We start from the raw sequence: 22,726 nt of genomic DNA on the forward strand, positions 1-22,726 counted from the left end.
GGATTTTATTCTTTATTTAAAACTTTGCAACATAACCGCAAAATTAATATTAAAGTACCTTTGTCAAATACTGGGTGGATGCTTGAATCAAATTAGAATAGAATCTATTTTAAGCAGCGTGAGTTCATTAACGCTGCTTTTTTGAGTCTTTTTAAAACGTAATAAGGCTAGACTGATTTACAGTCAAAAGAAAAAGATTTTTCAGAAATAGGTAATAAACAATCGAGTAGGAGAAGCCTTACGGCCCCAACCTCTCACACCACCGTACGTACCGTTCGGTATACGGCCGTTCAATATCTTGCATAGGCAGACTCTACCAACTCGATTAGCTACTTTTAGGTAAAAAGCTTAATATTCAATTTTTAGACTTTCCTTCTAAGACAGAGGATCCATTAGGAAACAAATTTAATAGTAATGGAAGGTTTTATACACTACAACAGAAAGAAGTAAGCAGAATTCATCAGCACATTCCTCCATATCCATATGGAACTGTTGCTAATAAATTAGAAAGTTATTTAAATCGCTTTTTTAATGATTTTAAGAAAATAAAAGTTATTATTCAAAACTTTTCTGTATCGTTTATAGGTGGAAATTATGTTGGAAATACATTTTTAGATGCTTGTCTTAATTTAGAAGTCCTGCATAGGGAGTTTGGGACTGAACAAAAAGAGGTAAATGATGGATTAATTAAAGCGACAGAATTAATAAAAAAATGTCTTCTAAGATTGAGGAAGCGTAATGAAGAAAACCATCTATAGCACAGATAACTTAAATAAACATACTCTTAGGAGAAGAATGCTTGAATTATTGAGAGAGACACCAACAGACCTACTTAAAAAATTTGATTTAGATGAGTATAATTTTACTAGGAGTAGGGATAGAAGTGATTTTGCAATGATGTGTTCAAATACCAGAAATTATATCATTCATGGTAGTTCAAATGATGATTTGAAAACATTCTCTTTGTTAGAAATAGTTCAAGTAACTAAAGTTCTTAATATAATATCAGAATATCATGTCATGAAAATAATAGGTTTGGCAGACAAAGATAGCATAGACGCAAGATCTCATAGAAACTACTATCAAAACGTATTAATTAATCTATATGAGTTTGAGAACTTAAATTAATTATGTTCTTTCCAGTAATAGATGAGAGAAGTCGTAAATCTAAGGGAACCTGTTAATCTATTCACAATAACCATTTATGAAATATATTAGATGAGTTCTCCATGCTCAACAACTCCATCAGATTCAGTTTCTAAAAGTAAATAATAGCCTTCTTCATTGCTTATATTTTCTTTCAGATCTGCAAAAAGATACCCTTCTACCAGAACTTCTACTTCTTGTCTATTCTTCTTTAAGCATAAATAAAAGCTAGTTATAGGGCTAAAAATATGCCTACAACTAGCTTTTATGATTTATCTCATTTAATACCATTTTCCAGTTGGCGTATAATGAAGCTATTCTCCGTTCAAAAAATGGACTTCAATATAGCTTTTTCTTTCTTTTACTCTTATAACCGGCCATGCTGATTCGTTATCTATAACTTGCTGATGGGCTTCATGTGTTTGATCGAATGCCTTTTTTCCTAATAGCAATAATTTTCGTACCTCTCGATTTCCTTATATCGCTTCGTGCTTTTTTAACTGCTGTTACCATAATTTCCCATCACTTTGTCCATATCTTTGGTTTTCTTGTAATAACAGTATCCATATGCCTTACACAGCTTGTACGTGCTAATAAGAAAAACCGGTATATCTAGTAGTTTATTTAAGTAATAGCTCAAGACGTTCCAATAGAAAGACCATCATGACGATTTAAGATAAATTTATTTTATGTTTATTCGCTCTATTTTTTCAAAATGGCGTTGCTAACTAGCTTAAATTAGTTTTATTGCGTTATAGCTTCTTTTTGATATTCCATCACTTCTTCTTTAGTTGGTATAGCCTCTTGTCCCCCAAATCTAGATACTTTAATACCTGCTGCTATATTTGCAAAGCGAACTGCTTCTACTAAATTATCTGTATCAACTAATGTGGCTGCTAGTGCACCAGCAAAAGTATCTCCAGCCCCAACCGTATCAACCGCCTTGACTTTGATTGAATCAACTAAAACCTTTTCTCCATTTTTGTATACTAAACTGCCCTTGTTCCCCATTTTAATGATAACATCAGGAACACCCATTGCATGTATTTTTTTAGCTGCTTCAAATGCCGTCTCTTCATCTACTACTTTGATTCCAGTTATTTTTTCTGTCTCCTGCTGATTAGGAGTAACTAAACTCGCATACTTAAGAGCTTCCTCAAAATATCCATCTGCAGGAGCTGGATCTAAAATAGTGTACATATTTTTTTCTTTTGCAATTTTCATGGCCTCAATAATAGATTCTCTACTCGTTTCCATTTGTAATAGTAAGACCTTAGACTCAATATCCGAAAAAGCTTCTCTTATATCTTCTTTCAATAGTGTTTCGTTAGCTCCCATTGTACCCACCATTGTATTCTCTCCGTCATTATCAACGATCGCTACAAAAGTACCAGTGCTAGATTTATTCGTTTGCAAGATATGGGTAGTAGAAATACCTTGATTTTCTAGATTTTGAAGCATTTGTTTACCTGCACTATCTTGACCAACGGCGCCTAGAAAAGCTAATTTTTTACCTTGTTTTGCTACACTAACAGCTTGATTTGAACCTTTCCCCCCAGGTAACATCTCAATCTTATTTGCAAAAGTTGTTTCAGTATATTCTGGATAATTATTCGTTTCTACACGTATATCCATGTTTATACTACCTAGTACTACCACATCATATAACATTTACATTTCCTCCTTATACTAATAATTCTTTTGTTTTTTTGACATTTTCTTCTAATGTTCCTGCACTACTATAAACTGCACTTGTTCCACCAATATACATTGTAGCTCCATTAGCCTTACACTTAGGGATTGTGTTCTTCCCAATATTTCCATCAACTTGTATATCAATGTTCAGACCGCGTTTTCTAATTTGATCACTAAGCTCTTGGATCTTATTATAGATAGATGGTATGAATCTTTGTCCTGCAAATCCCGGATTTACTGTCATTATCACTACGTAATCGGTTACGTCGTAGACATAGTCCAACACGTTCAGTGAAGTAGCAGGATTAATAGCCACACCTGCTTTCAAGCCAAGTGCTTGAATTCTTGCTAAATCGCCTTGTAAATTCGTTGTTGCTTCAGCATGTATAGAAATCATATCTGCACCTGCCTCTGCAAATGTATCGATATAACGGCTTGGATCTGTCACCATTAAATGTACATCAAGTGGTTTTTCAGTTATTTCCCGAACTCTTTTAACAAAGTCGAGGTTAAGACCAAAATTTGGAACAAAGACTCCGTCCATCACATCAATATGGTAAAAATCTACTGCTGCATTGTCTAATTCTTTAATATCTTGTTCTACATTTCCTAAATCCGTGCACATTAATGATGGTCCTAGTTTATTCATTCTTTACACTCCTATTATTTGATGACTCTCTGACTATTAAATCAGGAGAAATATTATATTTTCTTGGCTTACTATTTGGTTGATTTATCAAACGGTCGAGTTCTTTAATCGTAAGTTCTCCGATACGCGCTTTGTGTTGGCTAATAGTTGTTAGTTTAGGATAATAATAATTTGAAAGTAAAACATTATCATACCCAACAACTTTCACTTCTCTCGGTACTTGTAATCCTGCATCAATACATGCTCGAATAGCACCAAATGCCATTGCGTCATTAGAACTAAAAATGGCATCAAAAGTACAACCCTTTTTAATTAACTCATTAATCGCTTTATATCCACTGGCTGTTTCAAAATTACCATAAACAATTTTTTCAAAATCTGTTATTTTGTTTTCCTTTAAAGCCTCTCTGTAACCTTCTAATCGATCTAAAGAGCTTTTTTCACCATCTGGCCCTGACAAAAAGACTATTTTTTTACAGTTATTGTTCTTTACCAAATAAGAAACAGCTTGATATCCCCCATCTTTGTGGTTTACCCCAATGGCAGAATATGGATGTGAAAATTGTGTCCTATCAATTGTAATAGTGGGGATTCCTCGTTTTTCTAAACGATTTAAATCATCTTCACTAACATGTAAAGAATTAATAATTGCTCCACATGCATAATGATCTATGATTGAATCAAGATAGTATTCAACCTTTGATCTTTGATCTTCACTGTTACAAAGATATAAATTATATCCATATTTACTGGCTGCGGCTTCAATGGCTTGAACTAATTCTGGGAAAAAAGGATTATTTAAAGTTGGTATTATTAAAGCGATTAAATTCGAATCTTGCTTTGATAAACTTTTAGCTAAAGAATTAGGTCTATAACCTACTTCTCTAATTACTTTATTTACACGTTTAATAGTTTCAGGACTTGCTTCTCCTTTTCCGTTAATAATTCTAGAAACAGTAGCAGTAGAGACATTTGCTAATTTTGCTACATCTCGTATTGTTGCCATACTTTAAACTCCTCTTTAAAATAACGTAACCGATTACATTTATTATCATACCTATTTTTCTAACCGATTGTCAATATGAATAATTTTTCTTGTATTAAAAAAATAAATATGATAAATTGAAGTTATCCTCAGACTTCGTAACCGGTTACGCATTTACGAAAACTAAAGGGGATGTTATATATGTTTGAAGCATTAAATACAGGTTTTAACTTTTTCATTGGACTAGGCGCACCTGCTATGATGTTTATTGTTATTACTCTGCTATCGCTATTATTTAAAGTTTCGTTTTCCAAATCAATTGAAGGCGGTATCAAAATGGCCATTGCACTAACTGGTATGAGTGCTATTATATCCTTATTAACCAGTGCTTTTGGACCAGCTTTAAATAGCTTTGTTGAGTCTACTGGCGTTTCTTTGTCTATAACAGATTTAGGATGGGCACCTCTAGCTGTGATCACGTGGGGATCTATGTATACATTATATTTTGCGCTTGTTTGTATCATAATGAATTTGATCATGTTGTTTACTTCTTCTACCCAAACCTTGAATGTGGATTTATTTAATATTTGGAATATTTCTATTATAGGATTAATTATTTTAGACTATTCTAATAACAACATTTTCATAACCACACTTTTTGTGGTCTTTATTTATGCACTTATGTTGATTAATGCGGATGTAATGAAACCGACAATCAACAAATTACTGGACTATGAAGAAACGAATATCACTACGACAGCGCATCCATCTTTATTAGTGGCTCCCATCGTAATGATTTTTAATAAATTAATTGATATTTGTATTCCTTTTATTGATAAATATGATTTTAACGCTGAAATTTTAAATAAAAAAATTGGCTTTTGGGGTAGTAAATTTGCCATTGGTGTCTATTTAGGTTTGTTTATTGGCCTATTAGGACAACAAAGTCCTCAAGAGATCTTTAATCTAGCATTTACTGCAGGAGTTGCTTTGGAGCTATTTGCTTATGTTGGTGGTTGGTTCGGACCTGCTATTGAACCATTATCAGACGGTGTTACTACGTTGATGAGTAAGCATTTAAGAGGTAGAAAATTATTTATTGCCATTGATTGGCCGATTCTTGCATCAAGGGCCGAGGTATGGGCGGTAGCTAATATTTTAGCGCCTATCCTTCTAATTATCGCTATGATTCTTCCGGGAAATCAAGTTCTTCCTCTGGGAGGGATTTTATTAACTGTTTTAACACCAGCCTTATTGATTGTTACTAAAGGTAAAGTCATCCGAATGACAATAATTGGTACGATAATGATTCCTTTATTCTTATGGGCAGCTACTCTTATTGCAAATTTCCTTACATCAGCTTCTATTGCAATGAATAGCTTTCCAGCTGGTTTATCAGAAGGTCAATTATTTAGTTCAGTTGATTCGGATCCCTTGGAAAAAATGTTAGCTGTATTACTAGGTAAAACAGTCAGCACTATGGACTTAACTTTAATATTATCATCTATAGCAGCGTTAGCAGCTTATATCTTGATGTTCATTTGGTACTTTAAACAAATGAAAAAAGATAATTTAAAAGCTACCGAATTAAATAAATCTTCTCATATAAAGAACGATGTTTTAAAGGTAAGTAAGTAGTTTATTACAGGATTTATTTTTTCGATTTCTATAATTACTATTTAAGTAACATCATTATTAAACTCTTTGATGGAGATGGGGTAAAAAACCATCTCCATTTTTTTCTTTTTGAAAGAGCTTTAGAAGAATGTTTAAACCACAATATGAACTGACTAACACTCCTTTAAGAGTTACGATAGACGAAAATTTTCAATAAATCGCATTTATCATGTATCAGTTAGTAACACCTTTACTTTATTTTTCGTTATTACATGTAACGGATGAGAGGTGAAGATCATGGTCATCGGGAAACGTTTACGTGCCAGTCAGTAGCAATATTTTAAGGCTTGTTGAAGAAACGATATTAGAGGCTTCAAAAGTAGAATCTCCTTTTACATATTCAGCTTTTAGTTTAAGTGGTATTTCAGATAGTACAGCATACGAGGTTTTTGTTCCTATTCCTAGCTTAGAAATTACAACTTTTGCATCTTCTGGTGGAGAGAAAACATCTGGCGGGGTAAAAGCAACGTTAAAGGTTGACTATGTTCACAATGCAGCCGGTGATCAAATCAAAGTAAATAAAATCTACGGCAATTGGAAACCGATTTCTACTATGTATAGTGCATCTAATCGCTCAGTAGGAATGCACTCGTCATTTGCTGCTGGTGGTAAAAAACTACAAAAATATCCAACAACAAATAGTTTTTCCTACAATACAGGTTGAGGTTATAACAATAGATTATGGGGAGGTAATTCTCCTAGAGCATGGAGTGACGCAATAATTAGAGTTAGTGGAATGAGCTCAACCCATTCAATAAACTTAGAGTTCACGTTCTAATATCAAAATTATATGAAGATAATAAAATTTTATACGCTAAAAAGAGGCCGGGACAAAAGTATTTTTTCGAAAAATATATTCCCACTTTCGTTAGTTTTAATAAACATATAGAAAAACACACTCCCAAAACTACTGAACAAATAGTTCAATAGTTTTGGGAGTGTGTTTTTTTGAGAGACCTTTTGTCCCAGCCACTTTTTTTTATTAAAACGAATTCCCTTTAATGTTTACAACTGATAATAATAACCTTTTCCTACGCAATTAGTTTCATAACTTAAAAGTTTTGGTCGTAGCGATAAATATGATGAGTTGTAAAAAATGCTTCAGATTTGAGTTTCTTTAACTAGTTAAAGAAATTAGTAAGATGCATAACTACTTACTAATTTCGATGGATTTAGACCGATAAAATATCATTCAAGTCATTACAAGGAAATGAATTTTGTTAAATAAGGACTAAACGATGTAAGACATTTACTCGTGATGAGGAAATGTCTTTTTTGTTCGCCCAGCATGGGCGAACTCTAACAGGTGAAAGTCCTGAGTGTGACCCATTAGCGGTAAGCACATAGCTAAAAGCAAGGGTGTCCGTAGCGATGCGGAATCTGAAGGAAGCTCGAGGAAAATCTCTGGTCTGACGAACAGAAATCATATAGGAGGCAGTGCACGAGGATAAGGTTGCAAAAGAAACTGAAGTCCAATAGCTAATGGAACAATCGTGTGATGTATATATGGCAGATAGATGGAGACAAAGAGTTCGCACCTTAACTGGGGAGGTCTCATAGGCTTACTCCAAAACCTTGTAGTGATGCAAGACTGAGCCATGAGAAGTCAGCAGAAGCCGTAGTAGTGAAGACAACTAATGAAAGTTAGGAAGAGCGAAGGGCTGAACCGTTTTATCGTTATGGAAATCAATTTTGGAAGAGGAAAAAGACCACTGGTCAAGAGACGAGAAAGTGGATACCGACTTTACGGGAAAGAAAGGAAATAACAAACATGTATGAAAGGAATATACTCGACCGCATTTTGGATCGAGATAACTTAAATGCGGCATATGAACAAGTCAGACGAAACAAAGGAGTCGCAGGGATTGATGGTATGACAACGGATGAAATAGGTGTTTATCTACTTCGAAATAAAGAAGAAATGATTACGGAAATTCGTCAAAGAAAATATCAGCCCTCACCTGTCCTTCGAGTAGAAATCCCAAAACCAAATGGCGGTGTCCGCCTTCTAGGAATTCCTACGGTCAAAGACCGTGTGATTCAACAGGCAATTTCACAAGTTTTAACGCCTATATTTGACAAGCATTTCAGCGAATACAGCTATGGCTTCCGCCCTAACCGACAAGCGCAAATGGCGATTACTCAAGCACTTGAATTTTTCAATGAAGGATATGAGTGGATTGTAGATATCGACCTTGAGCGTTTCTTTGATACGGTACATCATGACCGTCTGATGAATCTTGTTGCCAGAACGATTCCTGATGGCGATGTGATTTCGTTGATTCGTAAATTCCTTGTTAGCGGCGTACAGATTAATGGGACTGTTCAAGCAACACCCATTGGTACACCGCAAGGAGGGAATCTTTCGCCATTACTCAGCAATATCATGCTTAATGAACTCGACAAAGAACTTGAGAAACGAAACCTCCGTTTCGTTCGTTACGCAGATGACTGTATTATTATGGTTAAAAGTGAAATGTCCGCAAGAAGAGTCATGCGTTCAGTTACGAAATTCATCGAGGAAAAATTGGGATTAATCGTGAATAGCACGAAGTCTAAAATTGTAAAACCACATGACCCAGAATTTAAATTTCTAGGTTTTGGTTTCTACCAAGATTTTAAAGACAAGCGCTATAAACCGAAACCTCATAAAATATCTGTTGAAAATTTCAAACACAAACTTAAAATCTTAACCCGAAAAAATTGGAGTATCGATACGAAAACACAAGTAATGAGACTAAACCAAGTTATTAGGGGTTGGATAAACTATTACAGAATCGGTTCAATGAAGAAAGTACTAATGGGGATTGATTCTCATCTGAGGCTTCGTCTCAGAATGTGTATTTGGCACAAGTGGAAAACAGCCAAGAATCGACGAAAGAACCTAATGAAGTTAGGCATGAATAAGTATGATGCTTATAAAAATAGCCATACTAGCAAAGGTGTCACCCGTATGGCCTACTCTTGGGTTCTGACAACAACTATTACAAATAAAAGACTAAGCCAATTTGGGTTAGTCTCTTGTGTAGAGCATTATAACAGCATACATGTTTAGTATAAAACGGAACCGCCGTATACCGATCGGTACGTACGGTGGTGTGAGAGGACGAATAATCAATTAATGATTATTCTCCTACTCGATACGAGCATTGTTTTCAGCGAAGCGGATCGTGGCTTCTTTCTATATTTCCTGTAATCAAACTTTTTAATTCATCCAAGCTGTCTGACTAGCCCTGTTAAATTTCCTAATAGATGAATTCGTTAGAGGGGAAACGTAGGAAATTCAATCGCTTTTTTTATTTTACATTACGGTCCTAATTTTTTGTAAGGATAGTTTCTGCTTTGTTCTTAGTGCTAGTCCTTTAATTCATAACTTTGGGAAACCATTCCTACAACCTTTCAGTTAGGCAATACTTATCCAATGGTACTAGGATTGGTTGGGGGAGAGTAGGGCTTTCACAACACTTTATTGGTACTTATCTGCATATATTGGATGAAATGCTACATGAATATAGAGCGATCAATTGGGTGGCCTATAGGCATGCAGTTACTCGAAATTTCTTTACAACAACAACCATGCTAGCTTTGATGGCAGTCTCAGACCGAAAGCCATGTTATCTATTATTTTGGATGGAAGGATGGGAGTAAAAATATTTTTTTCGCCAAATGTTTCCAATGCTTGGAGTGTTTGAATATCGACAGGGGCCCCGTTTTTTAGTAAGACCAGTAAGATACCTAGAACATCTAAAGTCGGTATCTGGAATTTATCAATGACTTCATCTTGGATATACACTAAGAAAGCCTCTGCTCCCTGCAGCGAACGTTCATGAGTTGTATGTCTTGATATACAAAATTGGCGATTATAAAATAAAAGACAAACCAACTCCCTTGCTGGGAATCAGTTTGTCTTCAATTTAACGTCTATAAATGAGGGACTGCTTAAATACGTTATTATTTTTTTAAACTATCGCCATTTGTTTCAATGACTTTTTTGTACCAATTAAAACTTTTTTTCTTGAAACGTTCTAAGGTTCCAGAACCATCATCGTTACGATCAACATAAATCATACCATAACGTTTTTTTAATTCTGCTGTTGTGAAGCTAACCAAGTCAATACATCCCCATGAAGTATACCCCATAATTTCAACCCCGTCTTCAAGCGCCTCTTCTACTTGAACTAAGTGATCATTCATATATTGGATTCGGTAATCGTCTTGCACTGTTTTAGTCCCATCAGCTAGTTCAACTAACTCATCAACTGCTCCTAAACCATTTTCAACAATAAACAATGGTTTTTGATAGCGATCATATAAATTATTTAAATAGTAACGTAAGCCTTCTGGATCAATTTGCCAACCCCATTCGCTAGCCTCTAAATAAGGATTAGGAATACCACCTAAGATATTTCCCTCACCGGTTTCATGACCAGGTTCTGCGGATTCACAAGTGGACATGTAATAGCTAAAAGAAATAAAATCAACTGTATGTTTCAAGCTCTCGATATCATCTTCTAAGATTTCTAGTTGAATATTATTTTCTTTAAAAATACGATTCGTATATGTTGGGTAGTAACCACGAACCTGAATATCAGAAAAATAATAATTATCGCGCTCAGCTGCAAGTGATTTCAAGACATCTTTTGGCGCTGGCGTCAATGGATAAACGGGCATCCCTAAAATCATACAACCAATTTGACCATTTGGAATAATCTCGTGACATGCTTTAACCGCTTTTGCGCTGGCAACTAGTTCATGATGCATCGCTTGATAAAGGTCTTGTTGACTCAACTCCGCTAATGGTGTATAAATACCGCCACTTAAAAGAGGGGCATGTGAAATCGAATTTATTTCATTAAAAGTAATCCAATACTTTACTTTATCTTTATATCGATTAAACACTGTTCTGGCATAGTGTTCGAAAAAGCCAATCAATTCACGACTTTTCCATCCATCATATGTTTTAGATAAATAAAGAGGTGTTTCGTAATGAGATAACGTGACTAAAGGCTCGATACCATATTTGGCGCACTCGTCAAAAACGTTGTCATAAAAAGCTAAACCCGCTTCATTGGGTTCTAATTCATCCCCTTTAGGAAAAATCCGAGACCAAGCAATGGATAAACGAAAGACTTTAAATCCCATTTCAGCAAATAACTTAATATCCTCTTTGTATCGATGATAAAAGTCGATTCCTACTAATTTTAAATTATCTTCCGTCGGTTCTTCAGTTGGTCGATCTTTCCAACCCTTTGGTGCTACATCTTGAACACTTAAACCTTTACCATCTAAATTATAGGCACCTTCTGCTTGATTGGCAGCGATAGCACCACCCCATAAAAAATCTTTTGGAAAGTTACTCATGATATATCCTCCTTAAATTACATAAATAATCGCATTTTCTGGTGTCGCTTCAGTCATTTCATCTTTAGCAACAACTGCTACATATTCACTTGTATTCGTTACAATAATTGGTGTGACAATATCATAACCCGCTTCTTTAACTTTATCAAAATCAACGGTTAATATTGGTTGCCCCTTTTTAACGCGATCTCCTGATTCAACAAGACTTTCAAAATACTGACCATTTAACTGAACGGTATCAATGCCAACGTGGATTAAGACTTCAATTCCAGTGTCACTCACTAAACCAATCGCGTGTTTTGTCGGAAAAACGGCAGCTACTGTTCCATCAAAAGGTGAAACAATTTGATTACTTTCAGGCAAGATAGCAATTCCTTCTCCCATAAGTTTTTCTGAGAAGGCTGAGTCATTTACTTTTTCAAGTGGTACGACTTTTCCTTGAACAGGGGAATACACTTTTTTAGGATCGTGACTTCCTGCTTCAACGTTTTCTGAAGAGTCAACTTTTTCTGTTGTTCCTTCTTCTTCAAAACCAAAAACGAGCGTTAAGACAAATGTGATAACGAATGAAGCAACAGCAACAATAATCGCATTAATAAAATTGGCACTTCCAGTTTCAGAAATAAATTGCGGTAAAGCTATAAATGATGGCACAGCAAATGCATATGCCGAAAGACCAGTAAATCCAATATAAACCCCACAAATTCCACCAGCAATCATGGCCGCGTATAATGGTTTTTTATATTTTAATGTTACTCCGTAAAGAGCGGGTTCAGTTACACCTGCAAGAAGTGCTGAAATACCAGAAGCGAGAGCAACTGTTTTCACATTTTTATCTTTTGCTTTAACAGAAACAGCTAATGAAGCGGCACCTTGAGCAATATTTGCAGCTAACATAGCGGGTAAAATTAATACATCTGGATTTTGGAATGAAGCAATTAAAAAGATTGGCGCAAATGCCCAATGCATTCCTGTCATAACGATCAATGGCATAAATGCTCCCATTAAACCTAATGCTAAAAAGCCTGCTTTACTTTGAATCCATAAAATGATTGTTGACAATAATTCACCGGCATAAGTTCCTAATGGACCGACAACAACTAATGCTAATATAGCTGAAATTACAATGATTAATAAAGGTTTCAAGAAACTTTTTAAAACAGTTGGAATCACTTTATCAAAAAAGTTTTCAATGTATTTCATTATCCAAACCATCAATAAAACAGGAATAACTGACGAGCTATAGTTCGCTAAGGTAATTGGCAAACCAAATACAGCTAACGGGTTTCCAGCTGCAACCATCGCAGTAAAGTTTGGATGTAACATCACTCCAGCAATTGTGACTGCAAGAGTGGGAGTTACTCCAAACTTTTGAGCAGCCGTATAAGCTAACATAATAGGTATAAAATAAAACGGTGTATCCCCAATAAATGATAAGACTTGGAAAGTTTGACTTGTATCGCTTAACAAACCTAGCAGAGGTAATAAAATTAAAATAACTTTAATCATTCCTCCACCAATAAGGGCTGGAATTAGAGGAGACATACAACCCGAAATGACATCAACAAATGCATCAAAGGGTTTTCTTTTCTCAGTTGATGCAGTTGGTGTAGCTGTTCCAAAGTTACCTAATTTATTTAATTCTTTATAATAATCAGCTACATCATTTCCCATGATAATTTGGTATTGACCGCCTTTTCTCATCACTCCCATGACCCCAGGAATGTTTTTAACAAGATCATCTTTAACAACACTTTCATCTTTTAAAACAAAACGTAAACGTGTCATACAATGTGTTACAGATTGAATATTATCTGTTTCTCCTACTTCGTGTAAGATTTTTTTTGCTGACTCTGAATAATTCATCTTTTTTCCTCCTAAAAAAAATGACCCAAAACGCCAATAAAAAAGCGTTCTAGGTCATGCTCCGTTTTGGATAACATCCTATTATAAGTTTTTTGTTATTCTTCTAATATGTGCTGTCAAATATAGAATTTCTGTAGAGCTTAATTCGTAACCATAATCTTTTACGACAAATTCTTTTATTTTCAGCGCACATTGGTATTCATTTGGGTATTTGTGTTTTAATGTATCAAGTAACTCGGCATCGGTATCATCATAATGATCTCCAACTAAAAGGCGTTGAGAGAAGAACTTAACATGAGTGATGAAACGATAATAGTCTAACGAAGATTCATCAAATTCTGTTCGATAAAATTTTTTTACAATGGTTTCAATTTTTTTGGTAATGTCGGCAATTTCATAAGCTAGATCGTTTTTTTGTCCCAGCTCAGCATTAACAAAATGAGTTGCAATAAAAGCAGCTTCGTCAATTTCTAAATGAACGGATAAATCATTTCTGATGATTTCAATTGCTTTTTTTCCGACTTCATATTCGTCAGGATAAAATCTTGCAATATCCCAACGTAAAGGATTTTTTAAGATAATTCCCTCACTGTATCTTTCGATAACAGAATGAATATGATCGGTTAAATTAACATAAATAATCTCATTTAACCTTTTACCCAATTTTATTTTTCCAAAATTGATGATTTTTTCTGCGACCATTATTTGTTCCATAGGCACGTCAATCATTAATTCTGTAAATTTATTTTGAGCATCTTTATTGTGTAAGATAAAGGATTTCTCTAATGCCTCTATCTTGACAGTATCTCCTTTTTTCTTTCCAAAAGCGATTCCCTTACCCATAAGTAAAACATCTATCCCTTTACTATTTTGAGAAATCACTGTGTTATTATTTAGCACTCTTTTTATGATCATAAAATTTTCCTCGCTAATAAATGTAAAAAAAAAACCTACTTTATTGGCTGTACAATTCATCCAATAAACAGGTCATGCTCACTCTTGTGATAACATCCATTTTAAATACAATAACCGGTCATGCTTACCTAAGTAATAACATCCAGTTCAACCAACATAATATCACCTATAGAAAACGTTGTCAAACTTTTTCACATTTATCTTGTATTTCTTTTATAGTCCTCGAAGGGTTCCCACGCCTTTGATCGTAGGGGAGACAGTAAGTAGTCTTCGATTGGTTTTGATATTCGTCTCAGCTTTTTGAGGGTGAATGTAAAACTTTGCAACAGAACCTTCTCAACCGTATGTAGAATTGGATACTGTTTGTTGCCTTTTTAGAATTAAATCCTATGTCCCCAAATTGACATTAATTTTTTACTTACTTCCCAATAATAATTTCTTTAATAAAATAAACCATCAATCTAAATATAAGAATAGTAACAGACTGACTACATAATCAGTCTGTTACTATTTTTTTGTACAATAAGTTTGCGGTATAGTCAAAACTCAAGACTAATGAACATGGATTAATAAACGCTACCTAATCATTTTTTGTCGTATTCATTTCTTATAACTATAAGTTGCAAAATAAATCTTAACAAAAGATATGGGTAAAAAACGCATTTTAGGCTAGTATTGTGAACAGTGACTCACTTTTAAATCTGAAACCGGCTTAAAATGCGTTATTTTCTCTTGATTACTTGATATGTATCGTTATTACTTTTAATAGAATAGATTATTTACTTCTCAAATTTCTCCATAACTTTCCAGATTCGTTTCGTGAAGCGGGACTTCTATCTATTATAGGAAGTTTAATTTTTATTTGTTCATAAATCTCCTTTGTTATTGTGACCATATCAGTATTTCTTTCTTCTATAGAGTATAAGTTTAATAATTGAACCTCAAATTACTCCTGGCTGTGTGTGGTTCTATTGCAGCAGTGCTCCCTACATGTTGTAATTATTATTTTTTCTTACTCTTTATATATCGATAGAGAGTAGCTTTACTGATACCAGTCATTTCTGTAATCTCTTTGCCACTATACGCTTTGCTCTCATACAGTTTCACGGCTCGTTCAATATCACGTTTGTTCACACGTGGTCTTCCGCCTATCCGACCTCGGGCACTCTGGAGCCCCTCTTTCGTCCGCTCCACAATCAAATCACGCTCGAATTGGCTGAAGGCCTGGAAGACGGTCATCATGAGCCTCCCCTGCGGGGTGGTTGTATCGAAGTTCTCCTTCAGGCTGACCAGCTTCACGTCCTGCTCCTCGAAGTAGGTGACCAGGTCAATCAGATCCTTGGTGCTTCGTCCCAAGCGGGAGAAGCTCTCCACCACCGTGTCCCCAGGTCGCAATTTATCCTTTAGACGGTTCAACTCAGGACGATTGCTCTTAGTCCCTGTCATTTTCTCCGTCAAGATTTCGTTGCAATTTTGTTCCGCTAGCAGGTCTAGCTGCCGATTCAGATCCTGGTGTTGCGTGCTGACGCGCGCGTATCCGTAGATATATCCACTCACAGTTCCAACCCCCTTTGTTACCCTCTTTGTATCACAAAGGGTGGTTAAAGATACATAGATATTGATACAACTTTTGAGACTAAAAAAGAGCGCTTTTAGAGAAGAAAGAGTCGCTTCTCAAAACAGTCTCATAATCGATTGTTTTTGAGACAAAGTAATTTATAAAAAATATGCCTCTAACGTTTTTAGAACGTTAAAGGCATATTAACTTCAGACAGTTATTACTATACCCTAGATTTATGGGTTTTGATAGAATTAATTAGATTTTAATAAACGAAGTCCATTCAGAATAACGACCAACGTACTTCCTTCATGAATAATGACACTGATTGCTATATCTGTTAGACCTAATAAACTCACTACAACTAAAAAGGCTACGACTGCCATTGAAAAAAGGATGTTTTGCCATATGACACGATTCATTTTAGAAGAAATTCCATGAGCTTTAACCAATTTAGATAAGTCATCCTGCATTAAAACTAAATCAGACACCTCTACTGCTACATCGGTTCCGTCTCCCATGGCAATCCCTACATTTGCATTCACAAGGGCTGGGGCATCATTTACACCATCACCCACCATTGCTGTTACGCCGTATTTCTCTTTTTGCTCGTCTATAATTCGAGATTTATCTTCTGGCATGACATTCGCGATTACTTCATCTATTCCTAATTGTTCAGCAACTGCTTTTCCTGTCATTTCTGAGTCGCCAGTGATTAGAGTGGTGTGTATGCCTTGTTCTTTAAAGTATTTAATAGTTTCTTTTGCATGTTCACTTGGAACGTCCATGAGAGCTATAAGTCCAATGACATTCTCATCTTCTGCTACATATACGACTGTCTTACCTTCTGATGCCCACTCATTATTTAAACGAATATATTCATTTGCAACCTCGTCAAATGAAGTTGGTTTTCCGATCCGATAATTTTTGCCGTTGTAATCTCCTGTCAACCCTTTACCAATCTGATTTTCTACTTCAATAGTCAGTTGATTTTTTTGTTCAAACTTTCTTAGAATGGCATCTGCTAAGGGGTGATTGGATTCTTTTTCAAGAGCTACCACGATATCAATCATATTTTCTTCGTTCACGGAATCAGCAAAATAATAATTGGTTACTTCAGGTTTTCCTTTGGTCAAAGTTCCGGTCTTATCAAACGCAATTGCTTGAGTATCGGCTAATTGAGACAGGTAAGAACTACCTTTTGAAAGGACGCCTTTTTTGGCCAGGTTAGAGGTCGTTGATAAAGTTACCGATACGGTAGCTGCTGCTAAAGCACAGGGTGAAGCTGCCACTAAAAGGACCAATCCTCTATAGATACTTTGTGACCATGTCCAGTCTAGGAGAAAAGGAGCCAATAACATGAATAACGGAATGGCAATTAAAACAACTGTAACGTATTTCGGTTCAAATTTTTGGATTATACTCGCAGCTTTTGTTTGGTTGTCTTGGTTCTGGTTTACTAACTGTAAAATTTTTGAAAATACTGTATCTTTATTTTCTTTAGTGACTTCCATTGTGAAAGTACCTGTTCCATTGATTGTACTTCCGAAAACGTCGTCTCCTTTGGACTTCTCTTTTGGGATACTTTCTCCATTAATAGACGACTCATCAATGGACGTAGAGCCTGACAAAATGACGCCATCAATGGGGACTTGATCGCCATTCAATACTTGAAGTTGATCTCCCACTTTTAATTCACTGACGTCAACATTTTTTGTACTGCCATCAGGCTGGATTAACCGGGCAGTCGTTGGATTCATTTCGAGTAATTTCGTGATTTCTCGTTTACTTCTTCCTTCAGCGTAATCTTCCAGGAAATGTGCGCCTGAAAAAATGAGAATCAACAACGTTCCTTCCCAAAAATTCCCTATCGCTGAAGCTCCTATAGCCGCTAATCCCATTAAAATATGAGAATTAGGCGTAAACTTATTATTTGCTTTTGTATTCTCAATTGTCTCTCCAAGACCTTCCAGAACAATGACATGATATCCTGCACTGATTGTAGCGATTGAGAATAAAATATTTCGCATTAACTGATAATCTTCATTCAAAAATAAAGCGATCACCGCTAAGGCTAAACCAATAAAGTATAAAACGATTGGCATTTTTCCGTGTTCATGGTCATGGTCGTGGTTGTGATTATGTTTTTCTTGAGATTGTTGTTCTTGGATATTTTCCATTTTTATCACCTTTCTATATAATTTATTTGATTTTTGTAGACTTTTTTGTGTCCTTTGTTTATTGTTTAACCAAGAGCAACGTCCAATGTCATCATGATAGCAAAACCAATCATAAATGCCATTGTCGCTACTTCGCTATGTCCATTCGTTTGAGAATTAGGAATCAATTCTTCAACACAGACAAATACCATGGCTCCTGCTGCAAAAGCTAATGCATAAGGTAAGATAACAGTTATCTGTGTGACCAGCCAAGCGCCAATAGTTGCTGATATAATTTCAAAAAGTGCACTGGATTGCCCCATATTAAATGCATGTCCCTTTGTACTGCCTTCTGCTCGAATAGGCATTGAAAGCGCAGCACCTTCGGGAAAGTTTTGCAGCCCAATACCCAGTGCAAGCACCAATGCACTTGTAATAGCAGAAACTCCTTGTCCAGCAGCTCCAAAAGCCACACCAATTGCCAACCCTTCTGGTATATTATGAATGGTTACCGCTAGAAACAAAAGGGTTGTAGACGATAAAGATGAAGCAACACCCTCAGTTTCCTCAACACCGCTTGTTCTATTATGCAAATGAGGGACCACGCCATCCACAACTCTTAAAAAGAGGCCTCCTACTAAAAAACCAACCAAAGCAGGCACAAATGACCAAATACCATAACCATTTTGCTCTGCAAAATCAATGGATGGCGCTAACAAAGACCAGTAACTTGCTGCAAACATAACCCCGGCAGCAAAACCATTCATAATGACAAGAAGTTTATCATTCACTTCATGAAATAAAAATACTAAACTCGAACCTAGGGCGGTCATTAGCCAAGTAAATACACCCGCTAATGTTGCTTGCCAGATTGGGTTTAAACTCAAAAACCAATCAACCATTAAAATACACATCCTTTAACTGCCGTAAAATATTTTTCAACTTGAGTTAGACTAATAGAAATAGTATAACTATACACCGACTTTTTTGTGTTTTGCAACTTCTGAACTCGCATGCTTGCCGAAGTAAGGCAAGGATTCATATATTTTGGGCTTATCCAGTATCCATCTCCTTTCATATGTAAATCGGAATGATTATGATTTACATATGAAGTTTCGTTCATATGTTTACGAAATCATAATAACTCACTGTATGAGCTTTGTCAAGACAAGATGCTTCTTGTTCAAATGGACTACTATTATGAATACAAAAGTCTTAATTTAGTCTATAAACTAAAAACTTGCATCGTTTTACTCATGTGGTATTATATATATGAATGGAAAATCATGTGAGAGGAATAAGAGCATATGGATACATCAACAACTTCGCCAATCAATAAAGAGAAGATCCAATCAATAAGCAAAGTATTCAAAGTGATTAGTGACCCTACACGCTTGTCAATTCTCTTTCTTTTACAGAAAGAAGAGCTCAGTGTTGGAAACATTGTGCTTGCATTGGATAAGGAACAGTCCGCGATTTCACACCAACTAAAAATATTGAAAGATTCACGTTTAGTGAAGGCAAGAAGAGAAGGGAAAAGCATGGTTTACAGTCTTGATGATCTTCATGTTTTCAGTATTCTCGAACAAGTCTTAACTCATATCAATGAACAAGAACAATAAAAGCTAATAAGGTATAAAACTAAATGGAGGTTTTTAAAATTTCAAAGTCAGAGAAACAAGAAAATCACTCGCACCAAAATCAACCGAATAAGAATATTAAAATTGCTTTTTTCACCAACTTTATTTTTTCCATGATTGAATTTTTCTTTGGGGCTCTTTTCAATAGTGTGTCAATTATGTCCGACACCGTTCATGATTTAGGAGATTCCATTTCTATTGGATTCGCTTGGTTTTTCCAGGGGTACTCAGAAAAGCAGCAAGATGAACAGTTCACTTTTGGTTATAACCGCTTTTCATTATTAGGGGCGTTGATAACTGGAGTAGTACTGATCGGCGGCTCATTTTTTATGATTTACCGAAGTATCCCACGTTTGATTGATCCGCAACCGGTTAATTACAGTGGCATGTTTTGGCTTTCACTCGTGGCTATTGGATTGAATGGATATGCGGCTTGGATTCTAAGCAAAGGGTCATCTAAAAACGAAGGCATGTTGAACCTGCATATGCTGGAAGACGTATTAGGGTGGATTGGGGTCTTGGTTGTGAGTATCGTAATGAACTTTACCGAGGCTTATCGATTGGATCCAATCTTATCGATTTTGATAGCACTCTATATCCTCTATAAAACTGTACCTGAATTTTTCAGTACAATGAAAATTTTATTGAACGGTTCGCCTGAAAATGTAAACGTAGAGAACCTGGCGAACTCCATTAACAATATTCCTGCTGTAAAGGATCTCTCTCATTTTCACATTTGGTCACTGGACGGAGAAGAAAATGCCCTTATCGTTACGGTTCTTATAGACTCTTCCGATATAAACAAGACTAGGGAAATCAAAGAAGAAATTGCAGAGCTTGCCCACACATCGGGTGTAAAGGATCATATCACAATAGAAATAACTACAAGTAAAGACGAACTGGAAAAAGGGTATGCTTATGGCAGTTAAAGTATTTATATATTGAAAAAAGGACTATTTTAAATCGAGTAGGAGACTAGCCAATTAATGGCTAGTCTCCTACTCGATTTATTAGTGCAAAGCACCCCTTAAATTTAATGCAAAATAAAATTACAATTTACACTTAATTGGCTTTTTTTACTTAATTTATCGGTTTCATAACTTATTGTTTTTGATACTGAAATCACAGAGAAAAAATAGAGTTTTTTTCTGATTTAACAATCTAATATAGATTCTAGTTAGTTAATAGAGTAACAATTCAGAGATTGTGTAGTTTCTTGGTCGAATTAATTATCACAAATAAGTTGAAATAAGAGAAGTCAATAAAAATGCCAAGAGGCTGGGAAACATTTACAAATCGGCGCTATAAACATTCACTCATTTGTTATAATAGATGCATAGTATTTAATTATGTATTTTAAACAATAAAAGTGATTACATTAAATTATATTTGGAGGATTTTACATGACTAAGGGAACAGCAACAGAACTATATCAATCATTATGGAATTCGGCAGATGTATTACGTTCTAAAATGGACGCTAGTGAGTATAAGAACTATTTACTTGGATTGATTTTCTACAAATATTTATCAGATACGATGCTAGTGCATTCATCGGAAATGTTGGAAGAAAAGACAGAAAACTTAGATGAAGCTTTAGATATGTACCGTGAAGCTTATGCGGATGATGAATTTAGCGAAGAGTTTCAATCTGCATTGGTTTATGAAATGTCCTATCGAATTAAACCAGAATTAACATTCTCTGCTTTGATGGAAGAAATCAATAACCATACATTCCAACGTGAACACTTACAACAAGGTTTACGTGATATTGAACAATCGTCAAACGTGTTTGAAGATTTATTCGAAGATATTGATTTAAACTCTAAAAAATTAGGTGCTACACCACAAAAACAAAACGATACGATTTCTCAAGTTATGAAAGCTTTAGATAATTTAAACTTGGCTAATTATGATGGGGACGCTTTGGGTGATGCCTATGAATACCTTATCGGACAGTTTGCGGAGGACTCAGGTAAGAAAGCCGGGGAGTTCTACACGCCATCTCAGGTGTCTACGCTTATGACTCGAATCGCTTTGGCAAATAAAGAAGATAAGAAAGGTTTAACAGTCTATGACCCCACAATGGGTTCAGGTTCATTGCTGTTAAATGCGTCTAAATATTCAAATGAAGCGTCAACAATTCGTTATTTTGGTCAAGAATTAAACACATCGACTTATAACCTAGCTCGTATGAATATGTTCCTACATAATGTAGATCCAGAAAATCAGACTTTGCGTAATGGGGATACCTTAGATGCAGACTGGCCACAAGATGAACCGACAAACTTTGATGCTGTTCTGATGAACCCGCCTTATTCAGCAAAATGGTCTGCAGCAAAAGGTTTCTTAGATGATCCCCGTTTCGCTGCTTATGGTGTATTACCACCAAAATCAAAAGCCGACTTCGCATTCTTATTACATGGTTACTTCCACTTGAAGAATGATGGGGTAATGTCCATAGTTCTGCCACATGGTGTACTCTTCCGTGGTGCTGCAGAAGGGAAGATTCGTAAAGCCTTACTTGAACAAGGCGCAGTTGATACGGTTATTGGCTTACCAGCAAATATCTTCTTCAATACAAGTATTCCTACAACGGTGGTTATTTTGAAGAAAAACCGTGATAGTCGTGATGTTTTATTCATTGATGCTTCAAATGAATTCACTAAAGCCAAAAATCAAAATAAACTAGAAGAAAAGCATTTAGATAAAATCTATGAAACTTATTTAAAACGTGAAGACGTTGAGAAATATGCACATGTTGCGACATATGAAGAAATCGAAGAAAATGATTTCAACCTAAATATCCCACGCTATGTCGATACATTTGAAGAAGCTGAACCGATTGATGTTGTGGCTTTAAAAGATGAAATGAAACAAACGGATCAAGAGATTGAAGACGTTTCTAAAGAACTTTTAGCGATGGTTGATGATTTAGCGGTAACAGATGATACCAAAGATATTATTGATGCATTGAAGGAGGTCTTGGGATAATGAGTATAAACAAAAACTCACAAAAAATACCAAATCTTCGGTTTAAAGGGTTTACTGATGATTGGGAACAGCGTAAGTTGGG

Annotated in this window: 16 protein-coding genes; 7 read left to right on the forward strand and 9 right to left on the reverse strand. The window is 35.5% G+C overall.

Annotation, left to right across the window (positions count from 1 at the left end):
- The first annotated feature begins 738 nt into the window (after nucleotides 1-738).
- Nucleotides 739-1,128 (forward strand): HEPN domain-containing protein, encoded by a 390-nt coding sequence (locus HMPREF3116_RS04645; protein ID WP_070468021.1) that lies wholly within the window; start codon nucleotides 739-741, stop codon nucleotides 1,126-1,128.
- Between the two features lie 762 nt (nucleotides 1,129-1,890).
- On the opposite strand, the gene rbsK is transcribed toward HMPREF3116_RS04645, so the two are convergent.
- The 3 genes from rbsK to HMPREF3116_RS04660 are packed head-to-tail and all read right to left on the reverse strand — an operon-like array spanning nucleotide 1,891 to nucleotide 4,496.
- On the reverse strand, nucleotides 1,891-2,817 hold the full coding sequence (gene rbsK, locus HMPREF3116_RS04650; RefSeq protein ID WP_070468022.1) for a ribokinase: 927 nt from the start codon (nucleotides 2,815-2,817) through the stop codon (nucleotides 1,891-1,893).
- Between the two features lie 13 nt (nucleotides 2,818-2,830).
- Nucleotides 2,831-3,490 carry a ribulose-phosphate 3-epimerase gene (rpe, locus tag HMPREF3116_RS04655; RefSeq protein WP_070468023.1) on the reverse strand — a complete coding sequence of 220 codons (660 nt, stop codon included), beginning with the start codon at nucleotides 3,488-3,490 and terminating at the stop codon, nucleotides 2,831-2,833.
- On the reverse strand, nucleotides 3,483-4,496 hold the full coding sequence (locus HMPREF3116_RS04660; protein WP_070468024.1) for a LacI family DNA-binding transcriptional regulator: 1,014 nt from the start codon (nucleotides 4,494-4,496) through the stop codon (nucleotides 3,483-3,485). The genes rpe and HMPREF3116_RS04660 overlap by 8 nt, the downstream gene beginning before the upstream one ends.
- Before the next feature lie 171 nt (nucleotides 4,497-4,667).
- Between HMPREF3116_RS04660 and HMPREF3116_RS04665 the strand changes: the two genes are divergently transcribed.
- From HMPREF3116_RS04665 to ltrA, 3 genes are all read left to right on the forward strand, one after another.
- The gene (locus HMPREF3116_RS04665) at nucleotides 4,668-6,113 is read left to right on the forward strand and encodes a PTS transporter subunit IIC (RefSeq protein ID WP_371440304.1); all 1,446 of its coding nucleotides are present in this window, start codon (nucleotides 4,668-4,670) and stop codon (nucleotides 6,111-6,113) included.
- A gap of 298 nt (nucleotides 6,114-6,411) precedes the next feature.
- Complete coding sequence (locus HMPREF3116_RS04670; RefSeq protein ID WP_070468028.1) at nucleotides 6,412-6,816, forward strand: hypothetical protein; 405 nt, start codon at nucleotides 6,412-6,414, stop codon at nucleotides 6,814-6,816.
- 1,107 nt (nucleotides 6,817-7,923) lie between these two features.
- A complete protein-coding gene (gene ltrA / locus HMPREF3116_RS04675) occupies nucleotides 7,924-9,207 on the forward strand; it encodes a group II intron reverse transcriptase/maturase (protein WP_070468030.1) in 1,284 nt (427 codons plus the stop codon).
- An 896-nt stretch (nucleotides 9,208-10,103) separates the two neighbouring features.
- On the opposite strand, the gene HMPREF3116_RS04685 is transcribed toward ltrA, so the two are convergent.
- From HMPREF3116_RS04685 to HMPREF3116_RS04710, 6 genes are all read right to left on the reverse strand, one after another.
- On the reverse strand, nucleotides 10,104-11,513 hold the full coding sequence (locus tag HMPREF3116_RS04685) for a glycoside hydrolase family 1 protein (RefSeq protein ID WP_070468034.1): 1,410 nt from the start codon (nucleotides 11,511-11,513) through the stop codon (nucleotides 10,104-10,106).
- Between the two features lie 12 nt (nucleotides 11,514-11,525).
- Complete coding sequence (locus HMPREF3116_RS04690; RefSeq protein ID WP_070468036.1) at nucleotides 11,526-13,379, reverse strand: beta-glucoside-specific PTS transporter subunit IIABC; 1,854 nt, start codon at nucleotides 13,377-13,379, stop codon at nucleotides 11,526-11,528.
- An 81-nt stretch (nucleotides 13,380-13,460) separates the two neighbouring features.
- Nucleotides 13,461-14,294, reverse strand: coding sequence for a BglG family transcription antiterminator LicT (gene licT, locus HMPREF3116_RS04695; protein ID WP_070468047.1), 834 nt, complete (start codon nucleotides 14,292-14,294; stop codon nucleotides 13,461-13,463).
- Nucleotides 14,295-15,296: 1,002 nt separating this feature from the next.
- Nucleotides 15,297-15,851 (reverse strand): recombinase family protein, encoded by a 555-nt coding sequence (locus HMPREF3116_RS04700; protein ID WP_070468038.1) that lies wholly within the window; start codon nucleotides 15,849-15,851, stop codon nucleotides 15,297-15,299.
- Between the two features lie 255 nt (nucleotides 15,852-16,106).
- Nucleotides 16,107-18,032, reverse strand: a complete 1,926-nt coding sequence (locus tag HMPREF3116_RS04705) for a heavy metal translocating P-type ATPase (protein ID WP_070468040.1) — start codon at nucleotides 18,030-18,032, stop codon at nucleotides 16,107-16,109.
- A gap of 65 nt (nucleotides 18,033-18,097) precedes the next feature.
- Nucleotides 18,098-18,913: a ZIP family metal transporter gene (locus HMPREF3116_RS04710; protein ID WP_070468041.1), complete on the reverse strand. Its 816-nt coding sequence runs from the start codon at nucleotides 18,911-18,913 to the stop codon at nucleotides 18,098-18,100.
- Nucleotides 18,914-19,318: 405 nt separating this feature from the next.
- On the opposite strand from HMPREF3116_RS04710, the gene HMPREF3116_RS04715 reads away from it, so the two are divergent.
- The 3 genes from HMPREF3116_RS04715 (at nucleotide 19,319) to HMPREF3116_RS04725 (ending at nucleotide 22,644) form a co-directional block, all read left to right on the forward strand.
- Nucleotides 19,319-19,633 carry an ArsR/SmtB family transcription factor gene (locus HMPREF3116_RS04715; protein ID WP_003143660.1) on the forward strand — a complete coding sequence of 105 codons (315 nt, stop codon included), beginning with the start codon at nucleotides 19,319-19,321 and terminating at the stop codon, nucleotides 19,631-19,633.
- 23 nt (nucleotides 19,634-19,656) lie between these two features.
- A complete protein-coding gene (locus HMPREF3116_RS04720) occupies nucleotides 19,657-20,580 on the forward strand; it encodes a cation diffusion facilitator family transporter (RefSeq protein ID WP_070468044.1) in 924 nt (307 codons plus the stop codon).
- Nucleotides 20,581-21,054: 474 nt separating this feature from the next.
- The gene (locus HMPREF3116_RS04725) at nucleotides 21,055-22,644 is read left to right on the forward strand and encodes a type I restriction-modification system subunit M (RefSeq protein ID WP_070468045.1); all 1,590 of its coding nucleotides are present in this window, start codon (nucleotides 21,055-21,057) and stop codon (nucleotides 22,642-22,644) included.
- Nucleotides 22,645-22,726 lie beyond the last annotated feature (82 nt).

It is taken from the genome of Aerococcus sp. HMSC10H05, from assembly GCF_001806975.1.
Taxonomy (GTDB): Bacteria; Bacillota; Bacilli; order Lactobacillales; family Aerococcaceae; genus Aerococcus; species Aerococcus viridans_B.

Excerpts from the sequence above, each read along its gene's own strand:
- HMPREF3116_RS04710 (WP_070468041.1), bottom strand. The coding sequence starts at position 18,913 with ATGGTTGATTGGTTTTTGAGTTTAAACCCAATCTGGCAAGCAACATTA.
- HMPREF3116_RS04645 (WP_070468021.1), top strand. The coding sequence starts at position 739 with ATGAAGAAAACCATCTATAGCACAGATAACTTAAATAAACATACTCTT.
- HMPREF3116_RS04660 (WP_070468024.1), bottom strand. The coding sequence starts at position 4,496 with ATGGCAACAATACGAGATGTAGCAAAATTAGCAAATGTCTCTACTGCT.
- ltrA (WP_070468030.1), top strand. The coding sequence starts at position 7,924 with ATGTATGAAAGGAATATACTCGACCGCATTTTGGATCGAGATAACTTA.
- HMPREF3116_RS04725 (WP_070468045.1), top strand. The coding sequence starts at position 21,055 with ATGACTAAGGGAACAGCAACAGAACTATATCAATCATTATGGAATTCG.
- HMPREF3116_RS04665 (WP_371440304.1), top strand. The coding sequence starts at position 4,668 with ATGTTATATATGTTTGAAGCATTAAATACAGGTTTTAACTTTTTCATT.
- HMPREF3116_RS04715 (WP_003143660.1), top strand. The coding sequence starts at position 19,319 with ATGGATACATCAACAACTTCGCCAATCAATAAAGAGAAGATCCAATCA.
- HMPREF3116_RS04720 (WP_070468044.1), top strand. The coding sequence starts at position 19,657 with ATGGAGGTTTTTAAAATTTCAAAGTCAGAGAAACAAGAAAATCACTCG.
- rpe (WP_070468023.1), bottom strand. The coding sequence starts at position 3,490 with ATGAATAAACTAGGACCATCATTAATGTGCACGGATTTAGGAAATGTA.
- HMPREF3116_RS04705 (WP_070468040.1), bottom strand. The coding sequence starts at position 18,032 with ATGGAAAATATCCAAGAACAACAATCTCAAGAAAAACATAATCACAAC.
- rbsK (WP_070468022.1), bottom strand. The coding sequence starts at position 2,817 with ATGTTATATGATGTGGTAGTACTAGGTAGTATAAACATGGATATACGT.
- licT (WP_070468047.1), bottom strand. The coding sequence starts at position 14,294 with ATGATCATAAAAAGAGTGCTAAATAATAACACAGTGATTTCTCAAAAT.
- HMPREF3116_RS04690 (WP_070468036.1), bottom strand. The coding sequence starts at position 13,379 with ATGAATTATTCAGAGTCAGCAAAAAAAATCTTACACGAAGTAGGAGAA.
- HMPREF3116_RS04685 (WP_070468034.1), bottom strand. The coding sequence starts at position 11,513 with ATGAGTAACTTTCCAAAAGATTTTTTATGGGGTGGTGCTATCGCTGCC.